Below are 12,919 nucleotides of genomic sequence, written 5' to 3' on the forward strand. Positions count from 1 at the left end.
CCCCGCCTATAGCATGAGTGGCGGGGTAATATACCCCGCCAAAATGTTCCGGAACGGGATATAATCCCGTTCCGGCATTTTATGTCTATACGGCTCAGATCAAGCCTGTTGGTGAGCACCATCGCCCACCAAAAACGCCTCACCCCTGGCCCTGGATTGCCGGGATCCCGGTTCAAGCCCGGGACAGGCTTGGCCCGGCAATGACGTTTTCTCTTGATTTATCAATTAGTTAAACAATCAACACCCAACTTATGTATACTACACGATACAACGTCGCCATCTTTCTCGTCACCCCGTAGATCAGCCGGGGTCTCGAGCCACAAATGCATGAGTCAATGGCCTGAGATACCGGCTTTCGCCGGTATGACGGTATAAGTGTCGTGTAGTATGCAACTTTTGGAAAGTCTTTTTTCCTTGGTCGATCTGACGACTCCAGCACGCTTCCTGAATTTTCTTGGACACGCTTGGGTTCAAGCCCGGGACAGGCAAGGACTCAGCCGTCGCGGTAGAAGATGTGGCGTCCGATGCGCACGACGCGGCGCATGGAGTAGCTCCATTTCGGGCGCACGTAATCGGCGTGATAATAGGTGACACCGGCAAGGGCGGGCATGGAGATACGGCCCTTCATGGCCTTGGCGGCGATGCGCCGGGCCTGGGCCCAGGCCTTGCGCTGACGGGGCACGTCCGGCCGGCCGTCACAGGCGAAGGAGAACTGACAGGCATTGCGCTTTTCCGCCCCCTGATAGACGACACCGCAGATGGTGTTGGGGAAGCGGGGATCCTTCACCCGGTTGAGAATGACCTTGGCCACGGCCATCTGCCCGCGTATGCCCTCGGAGCGGGCCTCGAAATAAATGGCGCGGGCGAGACAGGCGAGTTCACGCTGACGGAAGCGGCGCTGGGCGAGGATGCGGCGGCGGGTTTCGCGGCCCAGACGCCAGGCCTCCTCCAGCTTTGCGATGGGCGGCGTGTTCACCAGAAGGCGCCGCACGGCGCGGGCGGCATCATCCTTGCGGGCAAGGCCGGCGGCATCGCGGAAGGTCTCGCCAGTTGAGCCCGCGCCAAAGCCCAGCACGCCGGCCGCGGCCATGGCCACGTCCCCCACGCTGATGAGCCGGATGGTGGCGATATCCTGTCGGTCGCCCTTGCCGGCGCGGGCGACGCGCTGCTGACCGGCTTTTTCCGCATCAGGCCCGTTGTCCGCCTCCGCGGCGCTGAGAAGGGCCGCTTCCCTGACGGTCTCGGCCATGTCGGATTTCAGCGGCGCGGACATGCGCGGCGGCGCAACCATGGGCAGGGGCGCGGGCGTGGCCAGCCGCAGCCACTGACCATCGTCCACGGCGCGGGCGTTGGCATGGGTGGCGAAATAATGCCCGGAAAAGGCAACCGCCGCGCCGAGCAGCAGACCGGCCAGGGAAAATGTGAGAATCTCGGACGGACGCCAGGCGCGTTCCTCCGTGACAGACTCCGTCAGCGACAGGTCCAGCCCGAGATCGTCGTGCGAATGATGCATACCCCGCCCTACTTCGAGAATGTGCCGAAACCGTGATCCTTCATGCATCAGCGCCCGGTATGGGCCCGAGACAGAATCGCCGTTCCGGCCATGCCTGCGGCCAGTATGCCCCCGCATCCGTTTATCACGGGTTAACCATGTTTCCAAGGGGTGAGATGCGCCTTCGGGTCCAGGGCGGCGTGGGCGGCGGCGAGACGCATGAGGGGGATGCGGGCCGGCGGGCAGGTGAGATGGGTGATGCCGAGCGCCTGAAAGACAGGCAGGGCCTCGGCCTTGCCGGCGAGATCGCCGCACACGCCGATGGGGACATCCTCTCTTGCCGCGCGCGCATTCTGAACGGCCAGACGCAATAGCGGAACGAGGCGCTCTTCATCGAGATCCGTGAAGGGATCGGTGGGTAGGAGGCCTTCCTGCACATAGCGCGGCAGGAAGCGGGCGGCATGCATGCGCTCAAGGCCCAGCGCCGTCTGTGTCAGCGCATCAAGGTCGATGATGAGGGAATCGGCATGGCGGGCGAGCGCCCCGGCGATGAAGGCGGCGGCGGGCAGCGCGATCACCGCCGCGATGCGACAGGGGATCTGCTCGCCGTTTTCCTGCACGTTCTTTTCGGCCACGGCCTGCAGGCGCGTGGCGGCCCAGGAGAGCTCTGCCGCGGACAGCAGGAAGGGGATCTGAATTTCCAGCCTGGGCGTGGTGCCGCTTTCTTTTGCGGCCTGCTGCGCGGCGGCGAAAAGGGCGCGGGCCTGCACATCCAGAAGATCGGGGCGGAGATGTGCCAGCCGCACGCCGCGCACGCCCAAAAGGCCGGCGCCCTTTTCCCAGGACCGCAGAAGATGACGCACGACCGTCTCGCTCATGCCAAGGCTTGCGGTCGTTTCCCCTATCTCCGCCTCGGTTGCGGACAGGACGGATGTGGGCAGCCGGTCCAGAAGGCGGACGGAGACGGGCCGTTCTGGCATGGCGGTGAGAATGTCTTTCAAGGTCTGCTGCAGTTCGGCCTGCAGGGTTTGAGCCGCACGAGCGCGCTCCTCTTCCTCTTCGGCAAGCAGCAGCCGGCGCAAGGCGGCCGCTGCGGCAGGGGCGGCAACCATCCGCTCAAGGCGGCACAGGCCGATTCCTTCCGCGCCCAGGGTGCGGGCGGTGGCAGCGGTTTCGGCCGTGTCCGCCTCGGCCAGGATCCGCAGCGTGCGAAAGCTATCGGCCCAGGCCATCACGGTAGTGAAATCCGCGCCCGGATCGGGCTGGATCATCGCCGCCTGCCCTTTCAGGATCTCGCCGGACTCGCCGTCGATGGTGATCCAGTCTCCGGCATGCAGGATCACATCATCGGCCTTGAGGATGCCGGCGGCGCCATCGAGAATGAGCCCGCCGGCGCCAACGACGCAGGGCTTGCCCATGCCGCGGGCGACGACGGCGGCGTGTGAGGTCATGCCGCCGCGGGTGGTGAGAATGCCAGCGGCGGCGTGCATGCCGTGAATGTCCTGCGGTGCGGTTTCCGGGCGAACCAGGATGACCGGCTCACCCTGGGCCGCTATGCGTTCGGCCTCATCGGCATTAAAGACGATGCGGCCCGCAGCCGCCCCCGGCGAGGCCGGCAGACCGCGCCCGATCACGAGGCGCGCGCCTTGCGGGGCGATGGCCGGTCGCAAGAGCTGCTCCACATCCTGCGGTCGGATGCGCAAAACGGCCTCGCGCCTGTCAATGAGGCCTTCCGCCACCATGTCCACGGCGATCTTCAGGGCGGCGCGGGCGCTGCGCTTGCCGGTGCGGGTCTGCAAAAGCCAGACCTTGCCGCGCTCGATGGTGAACTCGACATCCTGCATGTCACGAAAATGCCGCTCCAGCCGTTCAAGAATGCGTTCAAGCTCGGCAAAGGCCTGCGGCATGGCTTCCTGCAGGGAGGGCACATCCAGGCCCATGGCGCGGCGGGCGGCGGCGGTGAGCGGGCGGGGCGTGCGCAGGCCGGCGACGACATCTTCTCCTTGCGCGTTGGGCAGGTATTCGCCATAGGGCCCCTTCTCGCCGGTGGCGGGATCGCGGGTGAAGGCAACACCCGTGGCCGAATCCGCGCCCAAGTTGCCAAAGACCATGGCCTGAACATTCACGGCCGTGCCCCAGTCTTCCGGGATGGCGTGCAGCTGGCGGAAGGTGCGGGCGCGCGGGGTGTTCCAGGAGGCAAAGACTGCGGCGATGGCTTCCCACAGCTGCGTGGTCACATCCTGGGGGAAGGGACTGTCCAGTTCGTCTTCAATGAGCGCCTTGTATCGGCGCACGATTTCCCGCCAGTCCCGGGCGGTCATCTCCGCTTCCTCAACGAGGCCATGCGCCTCACGATAATCCTCGAGCACATCCTCGAAGAGATGATGATCGATGCCGAGCACGACATCGGCATACATCTGCATGAAGCGCCGATAGGTATCCCAGGCGAAACGTTCATCCCCTGAGAAGGCGGCCAGGCCCTGCACGGTCTCGTCGTTGAGGCCGAGGTTGAGGATCGTGTCCATCATCCCGGGCATGGACACACGGGCGCCGGAACGCACCGAAAGCAGAAGCGGGCGGGCGGGATCGCCGAATTTCAGGCCCAAGGCCTCTTCCATGGCGGCAAGCGCGGCCTGCACTTGCGATTTCAAGCCTTGCGGAAGGCTGCGATCATGGGTGAGGAAATGCACGCAGGCCTCGGTGGTGATGGTAAATCCCGGCGGCACCGGCAGGTTGAGGCGGCTCATCTCGGCGAGATTGGCGCCCTTGCCACCGAGCAAATCGGCCATGCCGGCATGCCCCTCCGCCGCGCCGGCGCCGAAGCGGTAGACATATTTTCTTTCGCCACCGTTCATCTCTAACGGCCTGTTTCTTCCTTCACCTCAGCAAGACTTATGGCCCGCCGCGCGCGGCAAGAAAAGCCGGCAATGCATTGCATGTCATCACGCCCATGACACGGGAGATACGCCGGGAAGACGGCGATGAAAAGCGCTCCGGCCCGCTTTCCGCCCCGTGAGAAGGCAAAAAAAAGACCGCGGCACGAACGGCCGCGGCAAGTTGACGGAGTAAGGACGGAGTAAGGAGCGGTTCGGAGAACGATCTCCCCCGTACGGCAAGGCCGCTCCACGCCTTACCGGAAGAGCGAGAGGATGGTCTGGCTCGTGGAGTTGGCGATGCTGAGCGCCTGCACGCCGAGCTGCTGCTGCACCTGCAGCGCCTGCAGGCGGGTGGATTCGGCATTCATGTCCGCATCCACGAGCTGACTGACGCCGCGCGTGATCGAGTCCATCAGCGAGCTGACGAAATCCTTCTGCAGGTCGATGCGCTGCTTGGCGGCGCCGAGGTTGCTGGCGGCGGTGGTCATGCTGTCCAGCTTGGAATCCACCCAGCCGATGATCTGCTCCAGATCCTGCAGATCGGCGGAGCTGTCGGTCAGCGAGGAAATGTCCAGCGTGGCCACGGAATAGGTCACGCCGCCGTTGGAGGTGGTATCCTCATCATCGAGAATACCATCTGCCGTACCCGATGCGTCATAGAGCTTGATGTTGTCGATGTTGATGCTGATGGTCTGGATCTTCACGCCGGTGCTGGTGCGGGTGAAGGAGGCGACCACCGTCTTGGTGCCATTATAGCCGGAGGCCGAGGAATCGACGCTCAGCCAGTTCTCCTCGGAGAACGTGGCGGATTCGGCGATGCTCTTGAGCTGGTTCTGCAGCTCGTCGATCTCGGCCTGAATGGCGGAGCGATCCACACCGGGCTCGCGGGCGGCGACCAGCTTGGCCTTGATCTCGCCCACCACCTCGATGGATTTTTCCAAAGCGGTGTAGGCCACATCCACGGTGGCGGCGCCGAGGCCCAGCGCATCCTTGACGGCGGAAAGGGCCTTGTTGTCCGAGCGCATGGTGGTGGCGATGGACCAGTAGGCCGCGTTATCCGCCGCCGTGCCCACGCGGTAGCCGGTGGAGATGTGGTTCTGGGTTTTTTCCAGCGCCTTGTTGGTCTGGGTCAGGGATTGCAGCGCCGTCATGGCGGCGGCATTGGTCCGGATGCTAGACATGTTTCAAGCCCCTCAAAAAGCCTGGTGAACGACTGACATCTTTCTTGTTCAGGGGGGAAAAAACATGTCGGACTCGCACCGACATGACGGGAGCGGCCTTCATGCCTTTGGACGCCGAAAATCTCGCGGAAGGAACCGGCCAGAGGCCGTCGTGCTCGATCAGTCAGGTGGCGGCGTCCAATCCGTCATCTTTCGTGAGGTTGATGGCATCCTTTCACGCCAGCCTCTAACAAATGGTTAACGACGCGATAAAAAACCGACGCATGCACGATACTTTCCAGCAATCTGGAAAAACACGACGCCGCCGTCTTCTACCGCCCAACTCATGGAGGGCTGGTGAAAAACGGGGGGGGGGGGGTAAAGCTCCACATGTGTGCCCGATAATAAAAAGGTGAAAGTCGTAAAATGCCGTATGCCCGCGAACGTGGCTGAAATCCCTGCCATTCAGGAGAAGCGGATCATCGATCAGGCCCAGGGCGTGTCCTCATAAAATCCGACGCGCCAGCCCCTGAAAGTCGACATTTTCGCTTCATCTCGCTGATCTTTTCGCCCTTGAAAATAGCTTTGGCTATTTCCTGCGGACGATAAGATCAGCGATATTTTGCGAAAATGCCGCTGTCATCGCCGTCTTTTATAAGTCCACGCCCTAGGCAATGGTGCCCTGCAACACGAAGGCTGTCTCATGATCCGATGGAAGATGAACCCAAGGCAGGACAGTATCGCGAAAACCCCATGTAGATTCGATAACGCCCCTTTCATCCATTTGACCCCTTTTGCCAACAGGGGCGCGTGCCTGGGGTCAACGGAGGATGTCGCGCCACAGGCGCATGAGATTGCGATTGTGGTTTTCATATAACGTGGCAATGCAGGCGGGATCGGCACCGCATTCCGACCGGGAGCGGGCAAATCCCCGTTCGCTTTCAAAAAGGCGGGTTTCCCAGTGTTCGGCCCAGCCGGGCTTCTCCTTCCGGCGCTGTTTCAGATACCCGGCAAGATCCGCATGCAGCGCGGCCCTGATCGCCTCAAGCTTGCGCAAGTATGGATCGTGGCAAACGGTCTTGATATCCGGCGTTTCGGCCTTGTCGCAATGAATTTCCTGCGCCTGCGCTGCTTGCAACAAAGGCGCCATGACAAGCAGCCCGAAAGCCAGCTTCCATGATGCGGCCATGAATGTTTTGCGCATGAAAAGCCTCTTTGATGTGATGCATGCCTTGGTCCTGAATGTTTTTCACCTATTACAGCTTACAGCAACAAGAACCACATTACATGACACAACATTGCCATATTTCTCGTCACCCCGTAGATCAGCCGGGGTCTCGTGCCGCAAACTCATGCGTTTGTGGCCTTAGATACCGGCTGATCTACGGTATGACGATGCGGTTGTCGTGTAATGTGTACAGGGACTTTAATTATGAACCAAACTGATATTTTCACGAGCATTTTCCGATGATGGGCCTGCACGACGCGGAATGCGAATCCGGCCCTGCACACCGGCTTCAGGGCGAACGAAAGTCTTAATGGCCGATCTCTTGTCTCGTCGTTGTCTCGCTGCCAAGCTCCTGCTTTCGAGGATGGGGGGCTTTTTCCCCGTTATCGCTCACCAAACACAGGGAGTGCGTCATGAGTTCTGCCGAGCCGCTTTCGCCCGCCGCTTTTGACTGGCGCGATCCGCTGGCGCTGGATGCCGCTTTGAGCGATGAAGAGCGCATGATCCGCGATTCTGTGGCCGCCTTCGCCGCTGAGAAGCTGGCGCCGCGCATCCGCGAGGCCTTCCGGGAGGAGCGTTTCGACCGCGCCATCATGACCGAGATGGGCGAGATGGGCCTGCTTGGCATCATGACCGATCCGGCCTATGGCGGCGCCGGGCTTGGCTATGTCGCCTATGGCCTTGCCGCGCGGGAGATCGAGCGGATCGATTCCGGCTATCGCTCGGCCATGAGCGTTCAGAATTCGCTGGTGATGTATCCCATCGAGGCCTTCGGCAGCGAGGAACAGAAACAGACATGGCTGCCGCGGCTGGCCACGGGCGAGGCCGTGGGCTGTTTCGGGCTGACGGAGCCGGATGCCGGATCCGATCCCGCCGGCATGAAGACGCGGGCGATCAAAAGCGCGGGCGGCTATGTTCTCAACGGCGCCAAGATGTGGATCACCAACGCGCCGATCGCGGATGTGCTCATCGTTTGGGCCAGGCTGAAGGATGAGGACAGCGGCGAAGAGGAGATCCGCGGTTTTCTACTGGAACGGGGGCTTGAAGGGCTTTCCACGCCGGTGATGGAGGGCAAGCTCTCCTTGCGCGCCTCGATCACCGGCGAGATCGTGCTTGATGACGTGGAGGTGCCTGAAAGCGCGCTGCTGCCGAAAGCGCGGGGGCTGAAGGCCGCCTTTTCCTGCCTGAACAAGGCACGCTACGGCATCGCCTGGGGGGCGATGGGCGCGGCGGAAGCCTGTTTTCACACGGTGCGGGATTACGTTCTGGAGCGGCGGCAGTTCGGGCGGCCGCTGGCGGCCAATCAGCTGATCCAGAAGAAGCTGGCGGACATGGAAACGGAAATTGCGCTGGGGCTTTCGGGCTGCCTGATGCTGGGGCGCGGGCTGGAAGAGGGGCGCGTGGCGCCACAGGCGATCTCCCTGATGAAACGCAACAACTGCCGCAAGGCCTTGCACATCGCGCGCAATGCCCGCGACATGATGGGGGCCATGGGCATCATGGACGAGTTTCCGGTGATGCGGCACATGATCAATCTGGAAACGGTGAACACCTACGAAGGCACCGAGGACATGCACGCCCTGATCCTCGGCCGCGGCATCACCGGCCTGCAGGCTTTCCGCTGCTGATGTGAAAGAGCGGCCCCGGCACCTTCGCGCCGGAGTGGCCTTTCAGGCGCTGGGGGTATTGATGGAGAGGCCCTTTCTTTAGGCGGGTTTGAAACCCCCGCCGAAATATTGGGCAAGGATATGAAATATCCTTCCGGCGGTAGATCGTCTAAAAAGGGCTGGCCTGAAGGATGAATGTTCCCATCCTCCCCCTGATAGGGGGAGGTCGGCGCGAAGCGCCGGGAGGGGGTCGGGCCGCAAACGTAGAGTTAAATTGCCCGACCCCCTCCCCGCCCTCCCCCTACCAGGGGGAGGGGGAAAAGTGGTGCTTCATGTGTGAAAGGACTGTGAAAGGCAACTGAGCTCATGGTCTAACTAGTTGATTATGAATACAAAAATAGCAACCCTTCAAGTTTGGGCAAGGGTCGAAGCTCGACTTGACAAAAGCATCTATGGAGCATGTGAGCACTCATACCACTTGCGGTGAAATCATTCGCAACGCACAGAGCACTTTATTTGGACATCTCCTGCGCCGGGGTGACCTTTCAGGCATTGGTGGTTTTGATGGAGAGGCCCTTTTTCAGGGCGGTGGTGAGCGTTTGCAGGCGCGGATCGGTCAGTCTTTCGCGGCGGGCGGCGAAGACGGCCTGTGAGCTCAAGATAACGCCGTCATCCAGCACCTTGAGGTGATTGGCGCGCAACGTGGAGCCCGTTGAGGTGATATCCACGATGATCTCGGCGGTGCCGGCGGCGGGGGCGCCTTCCGTGGCGCCGGATGAGAGCACGGTGCGATAGCCGGCAATGCCCTTCTCGGCGAAGAACTGGCGGGTCAGGCGCAGATACTTGGTGGCCACGCGCAGGCGGCGGCCATGGCGGCGGAAATGCGCCTCGGCGATTTCCTCCAGATCGTCCATGGTGGCGCAGTCCAGCCAGCTTTCCGGCACGGCCACAACGACATCGGCATGACCAAAACCGAGCGGCACCAGCACTTTCACACGCGCCTGCCAGTCCGGAATGGTTTCCTGCAACAGATCCTCGCCGGTGATGCCGGCGTCGATCTTGCCGCTTTTCAAATGACGGGCGATCTCGGAGGCGGAGAGGAAGGCCACTTCCACATCGTCCAGCCCCTCGATCATGCCGCGATAGCCGCGATCGCTGCCGATGCGGCGTATGGGATGGCCGCCGGCCTCGAACAACGCGGTCGCCTTCTCCATGAGCCGGCCCTTGGAGGGCAGGCCGATGACGAGCGGCGCATCCGGCTTTTCCCGTGTGGCGGTGTCGGCTGCTGCGGCGCTCATGCTGTCGCTCCGTTGTGTGTGGCCAAGAACAGGCGCTCGGTATGAATGCCGAAGCCGCAGGCCGGCACATCCGGGCCGCCCAGGCTTGAGAGCATGTCGTCATAGCGGCCGCCGCCGGCAACGGTGAGCCATTCGCCGCCGATCTCGGCCTCGATGGAGAAGACCATGCCGGTGTAGTATTCGAGCGTGCGGCCGAAGCCCGCCGAGAAATGGCATTCCCCGGCGGCGAAGACATCCTCGAGCCGGCCGATGACATCGGCAAGGCGGGCCACCGCTTCGGCAAAGTGTCCATCGCCCTTTTCGCTCAAGGCCGCAAGGGCGCTTAAGGCCCGCTGTGGTTCGCCCTGAACCGCAAGGAGTGCCTCGATGCGGGCAACATGCGCATCGGCCAGGGGCGGCAGGCGCATGTCCTCGGCCTTCTCCAGCAGGCGGCGGGCAATGTCCTCCACGCTGCGCCCGGCGAGCACCTCCGTTCCCAGCTTATTCAGATGTGCCTGCACCAGCGCTGCCGCCGCCTCGATGTCGGCCGGGGCAAGGCGGGCGATCTCCTTCAGAATCCCGGCAAGCGCGCCTGTCTCATGTGGTATGCGTCCGGCCATGGTCATCAGGGTCTGGCGGAAGGCCTGTTGCCGGTTGAAACGCATCAGCAGCTTCTCGCGCCAGCGCGAAGGGATGGGCATGTCAGCAAGCAGCGCGCGCACAAGGCCGATGTCGCCCAAGGTGAGGCGGAAGCGCTTCAGCCCGGCGCGGCGCAGGGCCACCACGCACAGGCGCACAACCTCGGCATCGGCGGCAGCGCGCGCATCCTGCGCATGGCCCAGCCATTCCACGCCCGCCTGATGGTATTCATCGGGAAAGCGGGGATCCTTGCGGGCATGATAGCGAAAGACCGGGCCCAGGCAGGCATAGCGCGCTTCCGCGGCGGGATCCTCCGCCTGTTGCAGATGCAGGCGGCAGATGGGCACGGTGAGATCCGGGCGCAGGCACAGCTCCTCCCGCCCGTCCGGATCGGTGAACAGGAAGGTGCGGGCGCGGATCTGCTCGCCGGAGCGTTCGAGAAAGACATCGGCCGGCTGCATGATGGGCGGCTGAACCGGCACATACCCGCGGGCGCGAAAGAGATAGAGCAGACGCTCGTTCTGCTCTTTCAGCGCCTCCGCATCCTTTCGGGAGAGGATGAGGGCGGCGGAAGGCGCCGATGGATCCTCAAAGGCCGGGTTCATGCCTCGCCCTGTCCGTTTGCGGCCGCCTTTGCAGCCTGGCCAGCAGCCGGATCCGCGTTCTGATCCGCCGCTTGCGCAGCAAGTATCTCGCGCACGGCCTCAACCAGTTGCGCCCGGGGCACGGAGACCTGGGCCGGGCGCTGTTCGATCCACTCCTGGCGCGAGGCGATGGCCTGTGCCTTGCGGCGGCCCTCGATGAGATCCTTGATCTGCACCTCGCCGCGGGCGCGCTCGTCCTCGCCCTCGATGATCGCCAGGGGCGCGCCGCGGCGGTCGGCATACTTCATCTGCGCTTTCAGGCCCGATGTGCCCATATAGACCTCGGCGCGGATGCCGGCATTGCGCAGCTCCTCGCTCATGCGCCAGTAATCGGCCATGCGCTCGCGGTCGAGCACGAGGATGACCACGGGCCGCTCTTCGCCCTCGCGGGATGTGCGGCCCAGATGCTGCAGGGCCGAAAGCAGGCGCGACACACCGACGGAAAAGCCCGTGGCCGGCACGCGTTCGCCCCTAAAGCGGGCGACGAGATCGTCATAACGGCCGCCGCCGCCCACGGAGCCGAAGCGCACGGTGCGGCCCTCCTCGTCGGTGACGGGGAAGGTGAGCTCCGCCTCAAAGACGGGGCCGGTGTAATAGCCAAGGCCGCGCACCACGGCGGGATCGAAGGTGATGCGGTCCTCTTCATAGCCCACCGCATCGAGGAAGGCGGCGATTTCCTCAAGCTCGGCTATGCCTTCCGCGCCCGTGGCGGAGGTGCCCACAAGCGGCTCAAGCCGCCTGATCACATCTGCGCGGCCGCCGCCTTCCAGCCCGGCTTCCACAAAGGCCATCACCTTTGCGATCTGATCGGGATTGAGGCCGGCGCCGCGGGTGAAGTCGCCGGATTCGTCAAGCCGGCCCTCGCCAAGCAGGGCGCGCACCGCATCGGGCCCGAGGCGGTCGAGCTTGTCAATGGCGCGCAAGATGGTGAGGCGGCGTTCCTCATCAGCCTGGCCGATGGTTTCCAGCACGCCGTCGAGGATCTTGCGGTTGTTGATCTTGAGCAGATAGTCGCCGCGGGGGATGCCGAGCCGCTCGAAGGTGTCCGCGGCCATCATGCACACTTCGGCATCAGCGAGAACGCTGGCGGTGCCCACGGTGTCGGCATCGAACTGCATGAACTGGCGGAAGCGTCCGGGGCCCGGCTTTTCGTTGCGGAAGACCCAACCGGCGCGCCAAGAGCGAAAGGGCTTGGGCAGGCGATCATAGTGTTCCGCGACATGCCGCGCCAGTGGCGCGGTGAGGTCATAACGCAGGGAGAGCCACTGTTCATCCTCGTCGCGGAAGGAAAAGACGCCTTCGTTGGGCCTGTCCTCGTCAGGCAGGAACTTGCCCAGACATTCGGCATATTCGATGAAGGGCGTTTCCAGCGCCTCGAAGCCGTAAGATTCATAGACAGCGCGGATGGTGTCCATCATGCGGCGGGTGGCGGCCATCTCCACGGCGGAGATGTCGCGAAAGCCCTTGGGCAGGCGCGCCTTCGGGCGCTGGGATTTTTTCTTCTGCTTGGCCATGGACGGAAAATCCCGAAAAAACAGCAAAAACGCCGCCGGTTTTTCCGGCGCGATGCAGGCTCACCCGGCTTCTAGCCAATGCCGCCGCGGCGGGCAAGGGCTGAGGGAAATTACCGCTCAGCGGGGTTTTCGACCCCGCCCAAGACACAGGTGGCGGGGTAACATACCCCGCCAAAACGTTGGGTAGGGATATAAAATATCCTTCCGGCGGTAAGTGCATAGTCTCAATCCTCCCCCTGATAGGGGGAGGTTGGGATCATGCGCTCTTTCTGCCTGCCGCCCGCTGCACTGGGACCAATCTAGCTTCTGACGACAAGTGTTTGTTTAATTCATTGAAAACCCAGAGGAAAACGTCATGCCCGGGCGTGTCCCGGGCATCCAGGGGCGGTTTACGCTTGCTGTGATGGCAGTCAGGAACGGTTCTTTTGAGCTGGGAAGCTTACCGCCGGAAGGATGTTGTACATCCTTCCGGAACGTTTCGG

Annotated in this window: 8 protein-coding genes; 1 reads left to right on the plus strand and 7 read right to left on the minus strand. The window is 62.9% G+C overall.

Annotated features, from left to right (window positions below; all coding sequences use genetic code 11):
• Positions 1 to 493: 493 nt before the first annotated feature.
• The 4 genes from EK16_RS11390 to EK16_RS03860 form a co-directional block, all read right to left on the minus strand.
• Positions 494 to 1,513, minus strand: coding sequence for a cell wall hydrolase (locus EK16_RS11390; RefSeq protein ID WP_051928901.1), 1,020 nt, complete (start codon positions 1,511 to 1,513; stop codon positions 494 to 496).
• Positions 1,514 to 1,644: 131 nt separating this feature from the next.
• A complete protein-coding gene (ppdK, locus tag EK16_RS03850; RefSeq protein WP_038034884.1) occupies positions 1,645 to 4,347 on the minus strand; it encodes a pyruvate, phosphate dikinase in 2,703 nt (900 codons plus the stop codon).
• A gap of 275 nt (positions 4,348 to 4,622) precedes the next feature.
• A complete protein-coding gene (locus EK16_RS03855; protein ID WP_038034885.1) occupies positions 4,623 to 5,549 on the minus strand; it encodes a flagellin N-terminal helical domain-containing protein in 927 nt (308 codons plus the stop codon).
• 799 nt (positions 5,550 to 6,348) lie between these two features.
• The gene (locus tag EK16_RS03860; RefSeq protein ID WP_038034886.1) at positions 6,349 to 6,732 is read right to left on the minus strand and encodes a lysozyme inhibitor LprI family protein; all 384 of its coding nucleotides are present in this window, start codon (positions 6,730 to 6,732) and stop codon (positions 6,349 to 6,351) included.
• A 437-nt stretch (positions 6,733 to 7,169) separates the two neighbouring features.
• On the opposite strand from EK16_RS03860, the gene EK16_RS03865 reads away from it, so the two are divergent.
• Positions 7,170 to 8,384 (plus strand): acyl-CoA dehydrogenase, encoded by a 1,215-nt coding sequence (locus EK16_RS03865; RefSeq protein ID WP_038034887.1) that lies wholly within the window; start codon positions 7,170 to 7,172, stop codon positions 8,382 to 8,384.
• Positions 8,385 to 8,908: 524 nt separating this feature from the next.
• Here EK16_RS03865 and hisG read toward each other — a convergent pair.
• From hisG to hisS, 3 genes are read right to left on the minus strand one after another with little or no spacing between them, the layout of a single operon-like run.
• Complete coding sequence (gene hisG, locus EK16_RS03870; RefSeq protein WP_051928902.1) at positions 8,909 to 9,661, minus strand: ATP phosphoribosyltransferase; 753 nt, start codon at positions 9,659 to 9,661, stop codon at positions 8,909 to 8,911.
• On the minus strand, positions 9,658 to 10,884 hold the full coding sequence (locus EK16_RS03875; RefSeq protein WP_051928903.1) for an ATP phosphoribosyltransferase regulatory subunit: 1,227 nt from the start codon (positions 10,882 to 10,884) through the stop codon (positions 9,658 to 9,660). The genes hisG and EK16_RS03875 overlap by 4 nt, the downstream gene beginning before the upstream one ends.
• Positions 10,881 to 12,437, minus strand: coding sequence for a histidine--tRNA ligase (hisS, locus tag EK16_RS03880; protein ID WP_051928904.1), 1,557 nt, complete (start codon positions 12,435 to 12,437; stop codon positions 10,881 to 10,883). The genes EK16_RS03875 and hisS overlap by 4 nt, the downstream gene beginning before the upstream one ends.
• Positions 12,438 to 12,919 lie beyond the last annotated feature (482 nt).

The organism is Thermopetrobacter sp. TC1, from assembly GCF_000746275.1.
Classification (GTDB): domain Bacteria; phylum Pseudomonadota; class Alphaproteobacteria; order Rhizobiales; family Aestuariivirgaceae; genus Thermopetrobacter.

Excerpts from the sequence above, each read along its gene's own strand:
- EK16_RS03865 (WP_038034887.1), top strand. The coding sequence starts at position 7,170 with ATGAGTTCTGCCGAGCCGCTTTCGCCCGCCGCTTTTGACTGGCGCGAT.
- EK16_RS03875 (WP_051928903.1), bottom strand. The coding sequence starts at position 10,884 with ATGAACCCGGCCTTTGAGGATCCATCGGCGCCTTCCGCCGCCCTCATC.
- EK16_RS03860 (WP_038034886.1), bottom strand. The coding sequence starts at position 6,732 with ATGCGCAAAACATTCATGGCCGCATCATGGAAGCTGGCTTTCGGGCTG.
- hisG (WP_051928902.1), bottom strand. The coding sequence starts at position 9,661 with ATGAGCGCCGCAGCAGCCGACACCGCCACACGGGAAAAGCCGGATGCG.
- EK16_RS03855 (WP_038034885.1), bottom strand. The coding sequence starts at position 5,549 with ATGTCTAGCATCCGGACCAATGCCGCCGCCATGACGGCGCTGCAATCC.
- EK16_RS11390 (WP_051928901.1), bottom strand. The coding sequence starts at position 1,513 with ATGCATCATTCGCACGACGATCTCGGGCTGGACCTGTCGCTGACGGAG.
- hisS (WP_051928904.1), bottom strand. The coding sequence starts at position 12,437 with ATGGCCAAGCAGAAGAAAAAATCCCAGCGCCCGAAGGCGCGCCTGCCC.
- ppdK (WP_038034884.1), bottom strand. The coding sequence starts at position 4,347 with ATGAACGGTGGCGAAAGAAAATATGTCTACCGCTTCGGCGCCGGCGCG.